20 protein-coding genes are annotated in these 16,812 nt (G+C 31.8%); 9 read left to right on the forward strand and 11 right to left on the reverse strand.

The window, feature by feature from the left end; translation table 11 throughout:
• Window position 1 precedes the first annotated feature (1 nt).
• The 6 genes from yidC to PF022_RS00565 are packed head-to-tail and all read right to left on the reverse strand — an operon-like array spanning window position 2 to window position 4,644.
• Window positions 2-1,597, reverse strand: coding sequence for a membrane protein insertase YidC (yidC, locus tag PF022_RS00540; protein ID WP_271021224.1), 1,596 nt, complete (start codon window positions 1,595-1,597; stop codon window positions 2-4).
• Entirely contained in the window at window positions 1,591-1,929 is a 339-nt protein-coding gene (gene yidD / locus PF022_RS00545; protein ID WP_271021223.1) for a membrane protein insertion efficiency factor YidD, read from the reverse strand. Before yidD ends, yidC begins: the two co-directional genes overlap by 7 nt.
• Window positions 1,926-2,246, reverse strand: a complete 321-nt coding sequence (gene rnpA, locus PF022_RS00550) for a ribonuclease P protein component (RefSeq protein ID WP_271021222.1) — start codon at window positions 2,244-2,246, stop codon at window positions 1,926-1,928. The genes yidD and rnpA overlap by 4 nt, the downstream gene beginning before the upstream one ends.
• Before the next feature lie 13 nt (window positions 2,247-2,259).
• Window positions 2,260-2,394 carry a 50S ribosomal protein L34 gene (rpmH, locus tag PF022_RS00555; RefSeq protein ID WP_026943676.1) on the reverse strand — a complete coding sequence of 45 codons (135 nt, stop codon included), beginning with the start codon at window positions 2,392-2,394 and terminating at the stop codon, window positions 2,260-2,262.
• Between the two features lie 47 nt (window positions 2,395-2,441).
• Window positions 2,442-3,209: a methyltransferase domain-containing protein gene (locus PF022_RS00560; RefSeq protein ID WP_271022429.1), complete on the reverse strand. Its 768-nt coding sequence runs from the start codon at window positions 3,207-3,209 to the stop codon at window positions 2,442-2,444.
• A 10-nt stretch (window positions 3,210-3,219) separates the two neighbouring features.
• Window positions 3,220-4,644 carry an acetyl-CoA carboxylase subunit A gene (locus tag PF022_RS00565; RefSeq protein ID WP_271022431.1) on the reverse strand — a complete coding sequence of 475 codons (1,425 nt, stop codon included), beginning with the start codon at window positions 4,642-4,644 and terminating at the stop codon, window positions 3,220-3,222.
• Window positions 4,645-4,748: 104 nt separating this feature from the next.
• On the opposite strand from PF022_RS00565, the gene PF022_RS00570 reads away from it, so the two are divergent.
• On the forward strand, window positions 4,749-5,516 hold the full coding sequence (locus tag PF022_RS00570) for an undecaprenyl-diphosphate phosphatase (protein ID WP_271021219.1): 768 nt from the start codon (window positions 4,749-4,751) through the stop codon (window positions 5,514-5,516).
• Here the strand turns inward: PF022_RS00570 and mnmH are convergent.
• Genes mnmH through PF022_RS00590 form a run of 4 tightly spaced genes read right to left on the reverse strand, consistent with a single transcriptional unit; the run spans window position 5,499 to window position 7,817 of the window.
• A complete protein-coding gene (gene mnmH, locus PF022_RS00575; RefSeq protein WP_271022433.1) occupies window positions 5,499-6,527 on the reverse strand; it encodes a tRNA 2-selenouridine(34) synthase MnmH in 1,029 nt (342 codons plus the stop codon). The genes PF022_RS00570 and mnmH overlap by 18 nt on opposite strands.
• Window positions 6,463-7,200 (reverse strand): M15 family metallopeptidase, encoded by a 738-nt coding sequence (locus PF022_RS00580; RefSeq protein ID WP_271021217.1) that lies wholly within the window; start codon window positions 7,198-7,200, stop codon window positions 6,463-6,465. Before PF022_RS00580 ends, mnmH begins: the two co-directional genes overlap by 65 nt.
• A complete protein-coding gene (locus PF022_RS00585; protein ID WP_271021216.1) occupies window positions 7,190-7,435 on the reverse strand; it encodes an HP0495 family protein in 246 nt (81 codons plus the stop codon). Before PF022_RS00585 ends, PF022_RS00580 begins: the two co-directional genes overlap by 11 nt.
• A 1-nt stretch (window position 7,436) precedes the next feature.
• Complete coding sequence (locus PF022_RS00590; RefSeq protein WP_271022435.1) at window positions 7,437-7,817, reverse strand: YbgC/FadM family acyl-CoA thioesterase; 381 nt, start codon at window positions 7,815-7,817, stop codon at window positions 7,437-7,439.
• Between the two features lie 198 nt (window positions 7,818-8,015).
• On the opposite strand from PF022_RS00590, the gene PF022_RS00595 reads away from it, so the two are divergent.
• The 5 genes from PF022_RS00595 to PF022_RS00615 all read left to right on the forward strand — a co-directional run bounded on the left by PF022_RS00595 (window position 8,016) and on the right by PF022_RS00615 (window position 12,877).
• A complete protein-coding gene (locus PF022_RS00595; protein ID WP_271022437.1) occupies window positions 8,016-8,522 on the forward strand; it encodes a DUF2165 family protein in 507 nt (168 codons plus the stop codon).
• A gap of 111 nt (window positions 8,523-8,633) precedes the next feature.
• The gene (locus tag PF022_RS00600; protein WP_271022439.1) at window positions 8,634-10,283 is read left to right on the forward strand and encodes a CTP synthase; all 1,650 of its coding nucleotides are present in this window, start codon (window positions 8,634-8,636) and stop codon (window positions 10,281-10,283) included.
• A complete protein-coding gene (recJ, locus tag PF022_RS00605) occupies window positions 10,258-11,805 on the forward strand; it encodes a single-stranded-DNA-specific exonuclease RecJ (RefSeq protein ID WP_271022440.1) in 1,548 nt (515 codons plus the stop codon). Before PF022_RS00600 ends, recJ begins: the two co-directional genes overlap by 26 nt.
• Entirely contained in the window at window positions 11,802-12,245 is a 444-nt protein-coding gene (locus PF022_RS00610; RefSeq protein WP_271022441.1) for a low molecular weight protein-tyrosine-phosphatase, read from the forward strand. Before recJ ends, PF022_RS00610 begins: the two co-directional genes overlap by 4 nt.
• Window positions 12,246-12,247: 2 nt before the next feature.
• Complete coding sequence (locus tag PF022_RS00615; protein ID WP_271021208.1) at window positions 12,248-12,877, forward strand: LysE/ArgO family amino acid transporter; 630 nt, start codon at window positions 12,248-12,250, stop codon at window positions 12,875-12,877.
• Here PF022_RS00615 and PF022_RS00620 read toward each other — a convergent pair.
• Window positions 12,864-13,175, reverse strand: coding sequence for a rhodanese-like domain-containing protein (locus PF022_RS00620; protein ID WP_271021207.1), 312 nt, complete (start codon window positions 13,173-13,175; stop codon window positions 12,864-12,866). The two genes, PF022_RS00615 and PF022_RS00620, sit on opposite strands and share 14 nt — an antisense overlap.
• A 42-nt stretch (window positions 13,176-13,217) precedes the next feature.
• Between PF022_RS00620 and PF022_RS00625 the strand changes: the two genes are divergently transcribed.
• The 3 genes from PF022_RS00625 to PF022_RS00635 all read left to right on the forward strand — a co-directional run bounded on the left by PF022_RS00625 (window position 13,218) and on the right by PF022_RS00635 (window position 16,804).
• Window positions 13,218-13,892: a uroporphyrinogen-III synthase gene (locus PF022_RS00625; protein WP_271022442.1), complete on the forward strand. Its 675-nt coding sequence runs from the start codon at window positions 13,218-13,220 to the stop codon at window positions 13,890-13,892.
• Between the two features lie 36 nt (window positions 13,893-13,928).
• Entirely contained in the window at window positions 13,929-15,290 is a 1,362-nt protein-coding gene (locus tag PF022_RS00630) for an MATE family efflux transporter (RefSeq protein ID WP_271022443.1), read from the forward strand.
• A gap of 101 nt (window positions 15,291-15,391) precedes the next feature.
• On the forward strand, window positions 15,392-16,804 hold the full coding sequence (locus tag PF022_RS00635) for an aspartate ammonia-lyase (protein ID WP_271021204.1): 1,413 nt from the start codon (window positions 15,392-15,394) through the stop codon (window positions 16,802-16,804).
• Window positions 16,805-16,812: the final 8 nt, after the last annotated feature.

Genomic DNA, 16,812 nt, shown 5'->3' on the forward strand with positions numbered 1-16,812 from the left:
TTTAGTGTTTGTGTTCAGCGATTTCTTTTTCTTTTTTGTTTGCTAACATTTTATTTATAACTAATTGTTGCAATATTGAGAATATGTTATTAACAAACCAATAAAGCACCAAACCAGATGGGAATGTAACAAAGAATATAGTAAATATAAGTGGTAAAAATTTAAAGATTTTCTCTTGCATAGGATCGCTAAATGCAGTTGGTGTTAGATGTTGTTGTAAGAACATTGTAGCACCCATTAAAATAGGCAAGATAAAATAAGGATCCATAACTGATAAGTCATTTATCCAAAATATCCACTCTGCACCTTTGAGCTCTATTGCATTGTATAAAACCCTATAAATAGCAAAAAATACTGGCATTTGTAATAATATAGGAAGACAACCTCCCATTGGGTTTGCACCATGCTTTTTATATAAGTCCATCATGTGCATTTGTAGCTTTTGAGGATCACCTTTATACTTCGCTTGAATCTCTTTTAACTTTGGTGCCAAGTCTTTTAGCTTTTGCATTGATACCATGCCTTTATATGTTAGAGGATATAGCACGATTCTTACTATTATTGTTAATAAAACAATAGCCCAACCCCAGTTTCCAACTAGATTATATAGAATCTCTAATAGCAAGAATAATGGTTTGGCAAAGAAGGTTATAATTCCATATTCCACAACATCAGTTAATACTGGATCTATACTTTGTAGTAATCTATAGTCTTTTGGCCCTATATAACCTTGTAGTTTTGTGCTTCCATTTATGCTTATAAAAGGCATAGGATTATCTTTGCTATTGTTTAAGATAACAGAATCCATACCATTTTTATCAAAAAGTAAAGTAGTGTAGTATCTATCAACAGCAGCTAGGATTGTTGATTTTGCAAAATTACTTTGTTCGCTTTGGTCTCCATCTTCGATTGTTGTGATTGTTCCATCGCTATTTTTAACTATTACTCCTTTAAAAACATAGGCGTCATTTTCTACACTAGGTCTCATACCAGTTGATATGAAGTATGGGTAATTCTCCGGGATATTAATTGTGATTTCATAATATCCATTTGGATAAAAGGTAATTATCTTTTCAACCACAATCTCACCTAGATTCTGTGTTAGAGTTATGATCTTAGAATCATTTGTTATATCTAATTTTGCACTACTTGTAGTGTATGGAATATTGAATGCTTTTTGATTTAATACTTGATTTGAGAATCTGATTTCAAGTGGCTTTGGGTCGTTTTGCAATGAAGTTGAGAATAATTCAAGTGGCTTTGAATCTAGTTTATATCTTTCTTCTTTTAGCGTTGCTTGTGAGATTCTACCTAGATTGTCGATTGTGTATGTGAAATTCTTTGAATCAATAGTAGCTATTATATCTGTGCTTGTTGTGCTTTGTGTTGCGTTATCTATGTTTTGTGTTTGTGTAGTTTCTTGTGTTGGTGCATTTGGCGCGTTAGCTTGAGTTGATATTTGTGTGCTTTTTGTTGCATTTGTATCAGTTGGTTGTGGTGCATAGAAGTAACTATATGGAACAAAAAACAATAATGCTAATGCCACTGCCAAAAGAATTCTTGTTTGTGAGTTTAAATTGTCTAATTTATCTAACATTTGATTGCCTTGTTGTAGTTTTTTATTATATACACCTGTTGTTTGTTTGCATAATTGGTGTTAGTTGGGATAAACCAATACAGAAAATATTTTGGATTTTGTATTTTTAATTTTAATTTTGATGTATTGATTGTTATTTTTGGATATGAAACTCCACCAGCAAAGAGTTGATTGCAAGATAGGATTCTTAAAATCGTCTTTATTGTTGCATTAAATGGATTATCAAACTTATATAACTCTTTTGCATATTGAGAACATGTCGGAAAGTATCTGCATTTGTTTGGTGCAATTAGCCTTGATATATATTTCTGATAGCAGTCAATAATGCTCATCTTGCAACCAACTTCAACTTAGATAATGCGTGCAAGTATTGCGATTGTAAGACATTGTATGAAGCCTTATCTATACCTTGTTTTGCAAGTAGTATCATATCCCCATTTATGGTATCTGATTCTGATTTCCGATACAGACTTCTTAGTCTTCGCTTTATAAGATTTCTGCACACCGCATTTCCAACTTTTTTGGATACACTAAAACCAACTCTCTTTGTCTCTGAATCTTTAAAAAACAGCACAAAGTAAGCCGTGTGCCATTTTTTATTGCTATTATAGACTTTGTTAAAGTGTTGTTTTTCTGTGAGTGTTACCAAGTTTATAGCCCAATTATATTGCTAGTCTTTTTCTGCCTTTAGCTCTTCTAGCGTTTATTACTTTTCTACCATTTTTTGTTTGCATTCTTACTCTAAAGCCATGAGTTCTTTTTCTTGGAGTGTTATGTGGTTGATATGTTCTTTTCATTATAAAAATCCCTTAAAATAAAAATAAACTTTAATGATATAAAAATCTTACTTAAAGCAATATTTAGAAATTATAAATAGTCTAGGAAATGGAAGTAATATATCCCCATTTTGTTGTGGTTTTATTTTTTGGCTTAGTATTTTTAATAGCTCATCTAAGAAGTCTTTTTGTGAATCTTTTTCTAATTTGTTTGTGTATGAAGTAAGGCTTGAGCCTTCATACCATTGTAGAATTGAATCTATATCATCTAATCTATGAAAATAGGTGCTCTCCCACATTTCTACTTTACACTTCTTTGATAAAATATCGTAATATTTAGCATAGGGAAGGGAGAAAAAGATTCTATCTATCTTTGTGTTATATTTTTTTATAAGTGTTTTTGCACTTTTATGGAAGATAGACTTTGAATCTAGTGGTATTTGCATAGCAAAGATTCCATTTTTTTCTAGCATATTTGTGATATTTTTTAGAAGTTTTGTTTGATTTTTTATCCAGTGGATTGAGGCATTTGTAAATATTAAGTTGTATTTATTTGTTGTGTTTAAGTTTTTATCTATATCACATAATTCAAAGGTGCAGTTTTTTAGTTTTAGATTTTTTGCTTTATTTATCATATTTTGTGAGTTATCTAAAGCTAGTATTTTTGAATCTTTAAAAGTTTGTGCTAGTAGAGTTGTGCTATTTCCAGGACCACAACCTAAATCTAGTATGCTGCTATAAGAATTACCATGTCTTTTAATTGCATTTATTAAATCAATGTTAGCTAGATTTCTGTATTCTTTAAATTTTAAATATTTATCTGCTTTCCATTCCATTTTTTATCTTTTATTGTTCTTCAAATTGTGCTGCAAGTGCAGTAGCAATTACTGCTATTAAATCACTCTCATCTTTTGTTTCTTGTGGTAGCAAACTTTGCAATTTTTCTTCTAAATAAGATGTATCAAAATGTCCTCTCCTAAAATCCTTATCATTACAAATATTAATCAAAAAAGGTATCGTGGTTTTGACGCCTCGAATCTTAAATTCATTTAATGCTCTATTTAGCTTTTGCACTGCTAAGTCATAGCTTGTGGCTCTAACTATTAGCTTTGCTATCATTGAATCATAAAATGGAGGTATTTTAAACCCTTTATAAATATAGCTATCCACTCTTACAAAAGGTCCTAATGCAGGATAATATGCTGTTATCACTCCAGGGTTTGGCAAAAAGTCATTATTGACATCTTCAGCATTAATTCTTGCTTCTATTGCATAGCCTTGAGCGTGTATATCACTTTGTGCTAGGTCTAAAATCTCTCCATTTGCAATTCTTATTTGTCTCCCTATTAAATCTAACCCAGTTATCTCTTCTGTTACTCCATGTTCTACTTGGATTCTTGTGTTCATCTCCATGAAGTAAAATTTATTATCATCATCTAGTAGGAATTCAACGGTTCCAGCATTTGTGTATTTTGCGGCTTTTGCAGCAGCTACTGCTACTACACCCATTTTTCGTCTTAGATCGCTACTCATTGTTGGGCTTGGTGCTATTTCTATTAGTTTTTGATGTCGTCTTTGTATTGAGCAGTCTCTCTCTAGCAAGTGTATCGTGTTTCCATAGTTATCAGCAAGTATTTGGAATTCTATATGTCTTGGATTTTGTATATATTTTTCCATAAATACATCATCATTTTTGAAAAATGTCAAAGCCTCTCTTTTGCATGCTTCAAAAGAAGATTCTAGCTCACTTTCGTTATATACAACTCTAATGCCTCTTCCTCCGCCACCGCTACTTGCTTTTAGGATTATTGGATAGCCTATTTTGTTTGCTATTTTTGCTCTTGAGTGTGAATCTAGATTGTTTAGAGGATCACTTCCGGGAACTATTGGAATCCCATTTTTTTGCATTAGCTCTCTTGCTTTATTTTTATCTCCCATATTTTCTATTACTTCATAATTTGGTCCTATCCATACAAGTCCTGCTTGGACAACTTTTCTTGCAAAAGTTGCATTCTCACTTAAAAACCCATATCCGGGATGTATGGCTTCACAATCAGTCTCTTTTGCTGCTTGGATTATTAAATCAGGATCTAAGTAGCCCTTTATTGGATCATCGCTTATAAGATATGTCTTAGTTGCCATTTTAAGATGCAGACTATCTCTATCAGCATTAGAATATATTGCTACAGATTCGATGTTTAAATCATTACACGCACGGATTATTCTAACGGCTATCTCGCCTCTATTTGCAATTAAGATTCTTCTAAACATACCAATACCTTTTTAAGCTTAAATTTATGTATTATACACAACTTTTTAATTATGTTTCGTTTTTTATGTTAGAATTGCCACTATTTTTATATTTAGGTTATTTAATGGATTTTATTAGTGCAATAATTTTAGGAATAGTTGAAGGTTTAACTGAATTTTTACCAATATCATCTACTGGACATTTGATACTTGCTTCAGAGTTGCTTGGGATAGAGCAAGATACATTTCACAAAACTTTTGAAGTTGTAATACAGCTTGGTGCTATTTTAGCGGTGTTGTTTGTATTTTTAAAAAAGCTTTTTACAGAGGGAATTTCGTTATGGATTAAGCTTATTTTAGGGTTTTTACCTGCGGGTGCTTTAGGATTTTTATTATACCCATATATTAAAAATTTATTTTCTCCAATTGTTGTCTCTATAATGCTTATTGTTGGTGGAGTGGCTTTTATAGTTATAGAATTGTTGTATAAAGATAAAAATCACACTGCAAAATCTACTTTAGATATTTCGTATAAAAATGCTTTTATTATTGGATTTTTTCAGGCATTAGCAATGATTCCCGGGACATCTCGCAGTGGATCAACTATTATAGGTGGGCTATTGCTTGGTTGTGATAGAAAGACGGCTGCTGAATTTTCCTTCCTACTAGCTCTTCCTACTATGATTGCAGCTAGTTTATATAGCATATATAAAAGTCATGAAGTATTAAATATGGATAACCTAACTATCTTGCTTGTTGGGTTTATTGCGGCTTTTTTTAGTGCTCTATTGGCGGTTAAAGTGTTTTTGAAATTTATATCTAGATTTAATTTTATTCCATTTGGTGTTTATAGAATAATTTTAGGAATTGTGTTTTTATTCTACATTTATTAAGCTTTTGGCAATTTTTTGTATTTTAGGCATAGAATCTTCTATGTTTTGGACTTCTATTTTAGCTTGATAATTGTCTTTTTTATAGACTTTGTCATAGTATTTTACAAGTAGTATTTCAGCTACTTTTTCTAGATCTTCTTTATTGTATGCTTCTTGTGCTTCTAGCCAGAATCTTTTCTCCATAAATGGCGAAATTTTCTGCATTGAAGTTTGAAAAAATTCTCTACTTATTACTCCATATTGTTTTACTATTCTTTGGATTCTATGTTCTAGTGGAGAGGTTATTAGAATCTTTGGCGAGTTTTGATAGCTTTGATATAGCTTTGATGGAATGATTATTTCTCCTAGTTTTTTGCTCTCTCCTTCTATTAGGACAAATGGGGCTTGTTCTAGTTTTATCATTTTGTCATATAGCATATTTTGGAATTGTTTAATGCTTGGCTGAAACCCACATATGCCACCAAAGCTAGAACCTAAATGCTGTGCTAGGTTTTCTAAATCTATTGAATCTTTGTAGTTTTGTATTATCTCACTTTTGCCACTGCCTGTTTTGCCAACTAGGGTTATAAACTTATGTTTTGGAGTTTTGTCCAAATAATTTGTAACTTCTTTTCTGTATGTTTTGTAACCACCTTCTAGTCTAGTTACTTGATATCCTATGTTTTTTAATACAACAAAAAATGATTTGCTCCTCATTCCTCCTCTTGCACAATATATTAAAAATGGCTTTGCAGGGGTTATTATATTTTCTAATTGCATTAAATGTTTGCTGATATTTTTGCACACCAAACTAGCACCTCTTACTTTTGCAGAAAATGAATCTTTTTTGTAAAGTGTGCCTATTTTTTCGTATTCTTCATCATCTAGCACAGGATAATTAATGGCATTTGGTATATGAGAGTGAGCATATTCTCTTTGAGAGCGGACATCTATTATAGCTTGAAATTTATCTATCATCGTGCCTACTAAAGCATAGAATCTCTGGGCGATATTCAAAATGCATGGTATCATAATGCCACCATTTTCCACCCCATATAAATCCTTCATTTTCAAAGATTTCTACTATTTGTGCTGGTATTTGTTCTATTTTTTTATTATTGTTTGTTTGTATATCCCATAGCCAATAGCGAGAATATTTTACATTTATATCAATTGCAATCCCAAAGCTATGAGGACTTAGGTTGTTTGAATCTGCAATATTTCTCCATTTATAAGTTCCACCTATGTTTGTTAGATATTTTTTATTTTCTTCTTTTAGAGTTTTTAAATTGTGTATCACTCTCTTTAGTGCTTCACTTGCATTGTTTTTGGTATTAAAAAGCACATAAGATTCATCTATCCATTTTATTTTTTCTAAATTATTTTCAACGCTTTGCTTTGAAGTGCCATATATTTTTTTAAAAAACTTTATATCCCTAATTCTTGAGCTATCTAGTTCTGGTTTTTGTGACATTTGTGTTGGATATTTTGTATCAAATGAATAAGACATAAATGGATTGTTTAATTTTTCTTCATAGATTTTTTGTGAGTTGTCTTTCCATTGTAAAGTAGTTGAATCTCTAAATGTAATAGTTAAATCATCTATGTGTAAAATATCATCATAGCTTTCTTTTAGGCAGTTTTGGGCTATTTGTGCATTTGCTACATGGCATAAAAGCAAGACAAAAAAGATTCTATAAAACAAACTTTATTTCCTCATGTTTTTGGAGTTTTTTAAAAATATCATTTCTATGTTCTTCATTTTGCACTACTACTTCTATATTTATGCTGTGATATTTTCCGTTTTTGCTTTGCATTTGTGGAGTGTGGTTAAAGTTCGTGTCTATTATATCAAATGCAATTTCTACAAGCCTTTCTTTGCTCTCTCCTATGATTCTGTAATTCCAAGTGCATGGATATTGTATTTGTGGTTTTTCCATATTATTGTCCTAATATTTGAAATACTTCATTTGCCCATTGCGGAATCTTTGTTGGTTTGCTAGTTTTAGAATCCATACATGCAAGCAAGATTTGGGCTTCAAAAATTTTTGTATTTTCTAAGTATATCGTTTGTTTTAGCTCAACTGATACATTTTTGATTTTTAATAATTGCGTCTTTACTTCTAGTAAATCACCTAATTTGGCGGTAGCTAAAAAATCTATATTCATGTTTTTTACTACAAATCCTATTCCATTTTGAAAAGGGCTAGAATTTATTTTAAAAAACATCTCGCTTCTTGCTCTCTCGCAGTATTTTAAATAGTTGCTATGATATACGATTCCGCCACAATCTGTATCTTCATAATATACTCTAACTTTCATCGATGATACCCTTTAGTTTTAAGCAAGTGCAGATTCTAGCTTATAAAAACTTTTATTTTCTTAAGCATATTGTTTGACAAAATACTTAGTTATATTAAAATTTCACCGACAAGAGGCATATAAATTATGTCTTCCTTGTCGGCTCTTTGACTTTTTAGCCTTACAACAAAAGCATTAATATAATTTTTTGGAGGACAAATGAATATTTCTTTTATTATTCGTTTATCAAAAATTATGGTGCTACTAAGCGTTGCTGCTTTAGCGTTGGTTGTGGTGTTTGGTAATATTACTGATTATGATTCAAATTATCAGTTTGTAAAGCACATGATGAGCATGGATACAAAGCCTGATTACTTGGGTAAAGCAATAGAATATCGTGCAGTTACTGATACTTTTATGCATCATTTTATGTATATATGTGTAATTATTACTGAAACTATAATAGCTATTACCGCACTTATTGGGGCTTATCATATGCTAAAGGCTATTAGGCTTGATGCAGATAGTTTTCACAAAGCCAAAGTATATGGGATTATTTCTCTAACTCTATGCTGCCTTTTGTGGTTTTTTGGATTCCAAGTTGTAGCTGGAGAATGGTTTGCAATGTGGATGAGCAAAACATGGAATGGTCTTCCTGATGCATTTAGGCTTGTTACTTACATGTCTGTTGTATTAGTTTATTTATCATTAAAAAATGATGATTAATTATTAGGAATCCTAAGTTGGGATTCCTAATGAAGTCTGCTTTCTTAATATTAATAATTAACCTCTTATAAGTTATAATAAAACTAAAGATCATATATGCAAGGTTATGTAATGTCTAGTTTTGATACTAAATATATTTTTGTAACTGGCGGTGTTTTAAGTTCTTTGGGTAAGGGTATTACATCTGCTTCTATAGCTACTTTATTAAAACAATCTGGATTTTGTGTTGGAATCTTAAAAATAGACCCATATATAAATGTAGATCCGGGCACAATGAGTCCGCTAGAGCATGGAGAGGTTTTTGTTACCACAGATGGTGCAGAGACGGATTTGGATATAGGGCATTATGAGAGATTCTTAAATACAAGCTTTACCTCCAAAAATAACTTTACAACAGGGCAAGTATATCTATCTGTAATAGAGCGAGAGAGAAGTGGTGGATATTTGGGTAAGACAATACAAGTTGTGCCTCATATTGTAGATGAGATTAAAAATAGAATAAAACTAGCAGGTGAGGGAAGGGAGATACTAGTCGTAGAGCTTGGTGGCACTGTAGGAGATATAGAAGGGTTGCCATTTCTAGAAGCTATGAGGCAAATGAAGCAAGAATATGGAATGGATAGGGTTATTAGTCTGCATGTTACTCTAATACCATTAATTAAAGCTGCAGGTGAGCTTAAGACAAAACCAACCCAACATAGTGTGCAAGAATTAAGAAGGATTGGTATTAGTCCTCAAATAATAATTGCAAGAAGTGAAAAGGAAATACCGCTTGATTTAAAAAATAAGCTATCTATGAGTTGCGATGTTGATTCTGATTGTGTAATTAGTGCTCATGATGCACAAAGCATCTATCAAATGCCACTAAATTTCTATAAAGAAGGGGTGTTAAGCCCTATTGCTAGATTTTTAAAATTAACAGAATTTAATCCAGATATGAAAGAATGGGATATTTTAGTAAAGCAGATTCTAGCACCTCAAAATGAAGTAACAATAGCATTTGTTGGAAAATATTTGCGTTCTAAGGAGTCTTATAAATCTTTAATTGAAGCTTTAATTCATGCTGGAGCAAATTTAGATACAAAAGTAAATATAGAGTGGATAGATAGCGAAGAAATAGAAAACAATGAAGAATCTTTAGAGAAGCTAAGATATGTTGGTGGAATCTTGGTTCCGGGTGGATTTGGTGTTCGTGGTGTCAATGGAAAAATGCAAGCGATACAATTTGCACGAGAGAACAATATTCCATTTTTGGGAATATGTCTTGGTATGCAATTGGCGATTATAGAGTTTTGTAGAAATAAGCTAGGCATCCTGCAAGCTGATTCAATTGAATTTAATAAAGAAACAAAAGAACCGGCAATATATTTAATAGAAAACTTTATTGATACTAATGGTGAAGAACAAATAAGAACTCATAAATCTCCTATGGGTGGCACTATGAGGCTTGGAGAATATGAGTGTTATACAAAAAAAGATAGTAAATTACAAAAAGCATATAATGGACAGAGTAAAATCTATGAAAGACATAGACATAGATATGAGGCCAATCCAAAATATAGAGAAATATTGGAAAAAGCAGGAATGATAGTAAGCGGCGAATCTCATGGGCTAATAGAAGCAGTAGAGCTTGTAGATCACCCTTGGTTTGTCGCAGTGCAATTCCACCCAGAATTTACTTCAAGATTGCAAGCACCAAATTTAGTGATTTTAGAATTTATAAGACAGGCTATTAATGCAAAATCACATTCTTCTAAATAAGGATTCTATTAGAGCCTTATTAGATGCTAGAATCTCTAATGACATACAAACTCTAAAGGATCTCCCACCACCAGAATCTCTATGTAATCTAACAATAATCGCCAAAGAAATACATAAATCTATAAAAAATAATAAAAAAATAACACTAATAGGAGATTATGATGTTGATGGTGTAGTCTCAAGTGTTATTGTAAAGGAGTTTTTTGATTTAATTTCTTATCCATTAGATGTTGTAATTCCAAATAGATTCAAAGATGGTTATGGCATTTCAAAAAAGCTATTAGAAAGAATAAGTGCAGATGTAATAATAACCGTTGATAATGGCATAAATGCAGTTGAAGCTGCTAAAATATGTGAACAAAAAAATATAAAACTGATAATAACAGATCATCATAATCCACCAGAGATTCTGCCAAGTGCATTAATATGCAATCCAAAGTTATCTCCAAACTTTCCTCAAGCCGATATATGTGGTGCATGTGTGGCGTGGTATATGTGTGCAGCATTGAAAAAAGAGATGAATTTAGGTGTCAATATGACCATTTTTTTGGATTTTTTGGCTTTGGCTATTGTTAGTGATGTTATGCCATTAAGTGGAATTAATAGGGTGTTATTAAAAAAAGGTATAGAGTGTATAAAAAATAGCAATAAAACTGCCTTTAAGATTCTAAAAGAAAAATACAAAAGCCACGTTGATTGTGAGCTTATATCATTTTCCTTTGCTCCTTTGTTAAATTGTGCTGGTAGAATGGATAGTGCTATGCTATCTTATGAGTTTTTATGCGAGAGGGACTATGCTATCGGTAGAAAAAAGTTTGAGCATTTATTATTGCTAAATGAAGAGAGAAAAAAGATTCAAAACCAAACATATTTACATGCTAAAGATATGTGTGAGAATAGTGGGGTTATTGTGGTGTATGATGAATCTTGGCATGAAGGAATCTTGGGTATTGTCTCTGCTAGATTGTCTGAAGAATACAAAAAAACAAGCATAGTTTTAAGCACAAGTGATGAAGGAGGTGTAATAAAGGGTAGCATGAGGGGTGAATCGTGCATGGAGATTTTGGATTCTTGTAGTGATTTATTGCTTAAATATGGTGGTCATAATAATGCTGCAGGGCTTAGTTTAAAGCTAGAAAATTTAGAACAATTAAAAGATAGATTAAGATTTGTTGAATCTTTTTATGCTAGAGATGATTTGGTGCTTGGCGAAGTGTTATTTAAAGATTTAGATGATGAGTTTTTTAATATGATTTTGTGCTATGAGCCTTATGGTGAGGGGAATTTTAAGCCACATTTTAAAACTAAAGCGAAGATTACAAACATAAAACATATAGGCAATAATGGGGGACATAGTGCGTTTGTGCTAAGAGATGATAATTTATATTTGAATGCTATAAAGTTTGGTGAGGAGATACCAAAGATATTAGAAAATAGTGAAATTGAAATAGTGTTTTGTCATGCTTTTAATTACTATGGAGAGCTTATAGTTAGGGTTATATCATATAAGGAGAAAGAATGAAGAGAATACTTTTTGTATGTCTTGGAAATATATGTAGATCGCCATTGGCGGAGGGTATTGCTAGAGAATTGGCAGATAAGAGAGGACTTAGTGTTGTAGTTGATTCTGCTGGGACTGCTAGTTATCATGTAGGCTCAAAGCCAGATGATAGATCAATTTTAGTAGCAAAAAATTACGGGATAGATATAAGTATGCTAAGGTCAAGGCAGGTTAGCGTATATGGAGATAGCGAGTTTGATTTAATAGTTGCTATGGATAGAAGTAATTTTAATGATTTAAAGAGAATGGGATTTTCTAATGTCGTGCTAATGGGTGATTATGGGCTTGGTGGTGATGATATACCAGATCCTTATTATTATAGGGACATTAGCGGATTTGAGAAGGTATATAGTATGCTAGAGAGGGCAATAAATACTATGTATGATGAATTAGAGGGATAATAGTGGAGGTATTAAGCAAGGGATTTTTTACTGCATTTGCACTCTTTGCAGCAATTGGAGCTCAAAATACATTTGTACTAAAGCAAGGAATAATGAAAAATCATATTTTACTTGTGTGTGTGATTTGTATTTTATGCGATGTATTTTTTGTAAGCTTAGGTGTCTTTGGGGTGGCAAAGTTAATTGCACATAGCAAAATAATTTCATCACTTCTTGGTGTGCTGGGGTTTATTTTTGTTTTAGCTTATGGGTTATTGTCATTAAGGTCAGCTATAAGGGCAAATGAATATTTAAAGCTAACTTCTTTGGATAGAAAAGATTCTATTAAAAACATAGTTCTCCAAACTCTAGCAGTTACTTTGCTTAATCCTAGTGTGTATTTAGATACTATTGTTATTTTAGGTGCTATGTCCCTTTCTTTGGATATTGGCGAGAAATTTATTTTTTCATTTGGTGTGATTTTGGCTTCTTGTATTTGGTTTGTTAGTATTTCTTTTGCTGCAAAGAAGGCTAGTGTGTTATTTAAAAGCACGAAAACTTGGGCTATGTTGCATGTATTTACCGCACTTGTTATGTTTTATATAGCTTATGGATTGTATGGATATGTTATAGAGTTTATTAACTATTTTTAACAATCCATGAATCTGGCATATTAAAATAATTATCATCATAATAGTAAATATTGTTATATCCTAGCTCTACTAGTTTATCACCAAATTCAGCTGCAGTAGCACCACTATGGCAATAAAGAAGCAGTTTTTTATCTTTATTTTCTTCTGCTATGAAGCTTATTCTTTTGAGATCGCTTATGTTTATTGAATCTTTTACATGGCTTATTAGATAGTATCCTCTAGCTCTTATGTCGATTTTTATATATTCATCGATATTTTCATTGTTTGTTATTTTGTTTGCTTTGCTTTTGTTTTTCATATACATTTTAATTCTCATCTAAAAGTTGATACAATTTTATTTATGAAAATGATTTATTATATCACAAAACAAGATTCATCCCCCTATGATAGCTTAGCAACTCCACTAAGATTACTTGATATACAAGTTATTATTGATACAAGACTAGAAGATAAGTTGTTGTATTGTGATAGTTTGATTTTTACTTCGAAAAATTCTGTTTTATCTTTAGAAGCTCAAATAAATCATACAAAATGGGCAAAGATTCCGACATATTGTTTGGGAAATGCGTCTAAAAGAGAGTTAGAGAGGTTGCAAATAAAGCCTTATTATGTATCTAAAAGCCCTTATGGAGATGAGTTTGCATTTGAATTGGTTGGTATTTTAAAAAATAAAAATCCACTTTTTATAAGGGCTAAAAAGGTGGCATCAAATTTATATGAAACACTAAGAGATAATGGCATAAATATAGTTGAATCTGTATTGTATGAAACTTCTTTTGTTATTTTAGAAGATAAAGTTAAACTAGATAAAAATAGTGTCATATTTTTTAGCTCACCTTCTGGTGTAGAGGCATTTTTGTTTAATTATAATTGGCATAGTAGCTATATTGCTCTATGTATTGGCAAGACTACTTATGAATTTGCACAAAGTAGATTGCATAACGCAAATATAATAATCTCACCTAGTATAAGCATAGAAGAATCCTTAAAATACGCAAAAAATGATTTATGTTAGAATCGCAGGCTTTGTATAATTTTGGGGGATTTTTGTATGGTTAGCAATGCAAAATTAAATTTAAAATCAGATTCAGTAATTCGACTATTTTTTTCTTATTTTTTGCCTTCTTTGGTTGCTATGCTTGCATTATCAACATATTCTACAATAGATGGAATCTTTGTAGGTAAAAAGCTCGGAGAAAATGCACTAGCGGCAATTGGACTTGCTTGGCCTATTTTTCCAGTGCTTATTGCATTTGAGTTATTGTTTGGAATTGGTGCTGCTGCTATGAGCTCTTATTTTTTGGGTAAAGGCAAAGCTTTTAGGGCGAGGATCATATTTAGTTCCGTTTTTTATTTTGCAGCTATTAGTAGTGTTGTTGGTGGAATCTTACTCTTTTATTATTCAGATTCAATTTCTCTTTATCTAGGTGCTAGTGAGACGCTATTACCTCTTGTTAAGGAATACACAGAGATTATTTATTTGGGTGCTTTTATTATAGTTTTGCACCCAATTCTTGATACATTTGCTATAAATGATAGACAGCCTATCTTGGCTATGGTTGCTATGCTCGTTGGTGCAGTAATGAATGTGGTTTTAAATTATCTATTTATATTTGTGTTTGACTGGGGACTTAGTGGGAGTGCATTGGCTACTGTTATGGGGCATGGAATAGGTATGCTTATATTATTGCAGCATTTTTTAAGAAAAAGGGGTGATTTATATTTAATTAGAGCTTTTGATATTTATGCGATTTTGATGGCTACTAAAAATGGGATTCCACAAAGTAGTGCTGAAATTAGTGTAAGTATTATGATGCTACTTTTTAATCATATTATAGGTGGTATTTCTGGGGATAGGGGATTATCTATTTATAGTGTGCTTATGTATGTTGGAATTATTCCATTTACTATTTTGTTATCAGTTGCTCAAGGGATTCAGCCAATTGCTAGTTATAATTATGGTGCAAAATTGCTAGATAGGGTTAGAAGTGTATTTACATTTGGCATTATATTTGGCTTTTTTGTTGGTGTTTTTATGTATGGATTATCTTATTATTTTAGTCCTTACATTATTCCTTTGTTTTTACAAGAGAATATAAATGCTAGGGATTCTAGCTTATTTTATGATATACGAGATTCTATGATGATTTATTTCATGTCGTATATTTTATTGGGTATCAATATGGTGAGTGCCATTTTCTTTCAATCTATCCAGCGAACTCTTGGGTCTTTAATTATTACGCTATCTTATACTTTGATTTTTGCACTCATTTTTGCACTTATATTGCCTAAAATATTTGGCTTTGTTGGTGTTATGTATTCTTATCCGCTTGGTAATTTATGTGCTTGTTTTGTTGTTGTCTTAGTTATATTGTATGAATGCAAAAAAGGGGTATTGAGGAATGATGTTTAGAAGTAGAAATTATTTATTTTTTTAATAATATATTAAAGTTATTAGGAGTAGTATTATCAAATCCTTAAATTAAAGGTGTAATTAAAGTTTTAGGAGTCGTTATGGGGACGAGAAAAGAACATGATTTCATTGGTGAGTTAGAGATTTCTGATGATGTTTATTATGGTGTTCAAACCTTTAGAGCATTAGAAAATTTCCATATGAGCGGTAGGAGATTAAAGCATTATCCATTTTTTATAAAGGCTTTTGCACAAGTTAAAAAAGCAGCAGCTTTAGCGAACAAGGAAGTTGGAGTGTTAGATGCAGATAAGGCTGATGCGTTAGCAAAAGCTTGTGATAGATTAATTGCTGGTGAATTTATTGATCAGTTTGTTGTGGATATGATTCAAGGTGGTGCTGGAACTTCAACTAATATGAATGTTAATGAAGTTTTAACAAACATAGCGTTAGAAAGCATGGGTCATAAAAAGGGAGAATATCAATATTTGCACCCAAATGATCATACAAACTTAGGGCAATCTACAAATGATACATATCCTAGCTCGATTAAAGTGGCAACTCATGCAAAATTGGGTGATTTACTAAAAGCTATGGAAGAATTAAAAGATGAGCTTTTAATTAAGGCAAAAGAATACAAAGATATCATTAAAATGGGTAGAACAGAGCTTGAAGATGCAGTTCCTACAACTTTGGGAAATACATTTAATGCATTTGCAAGTTATATTAAGAGTGATATTGAAAAGATTAAGTATGCAAGAAGCGTTATGGAAACACTAAATCTAGGTGCTACCGCCATTGGGACAGGGATTAACTGCCACCCAAATTATAAAGTAATTGTAGAAAAAAGAATGAAAGAAATTACAGGTGTAGATTTTAAACCCGCAGAAGATCTAATAGCAGCTACTCAAGATACAGCAGATTTTGTAGCAGTAAGTGGTGCATTAAAGACTGCTGCAGTTAGACTATCAAAAATTGCAAATGACTTAAGGCTTATGAATTCAGGTCCTAGATGTGGTTTAGGTGAGATAAATCTTCCTAAAATGCAACCTGGAAGTTCTATTATGCCAGGAAAAGTAAATCCAGTGATTTGTGAAGCAGTAGGCGAGGCTTGCTATGAAGTAATTGGAAATGATGTAACTATTATGCTTTGCTCTGAAAGAGGAGAGTTTGAATTAAATGCGTTTGAACCGGGAATTGCCTATGCGCTCTTTAATTCTATTATAGTGTTAGAAAATGCCATGAAAACTCTAGCGCAAAAGGCTATCAAGCATTTAACAGCTAATGCAGAAGCTTGCAAACAATCAGTATTAAATTCTATTGGTATTGTTACTGCATTTAATCCTGTTTTAGGTTATGAAAAATCTGCAAGCATTGCAAAAGAAGCATTAGAAACTGGCAAGTCAGTAGGTGAGATATGTCTTGCTAGAGGATATTTGCCAAAAGAAGAAATCGATAAGATTTTAGATCCTAAAAACATGCTAAATCCTCAAATGACAGAAAAAAGAAAAGATTAAGTCTTTAA

Origin of the sequence: Helicobacter sp. WB40 (assembly GCF_027859275.1) — a bacterium.
GTDB classification, from domain to species: Bacteria; Campylobacterota; Campylobacteria; order Campylobacterales; family Helicobacteraceae; genus Helicobacter_D; species Helicobacter_D ibis.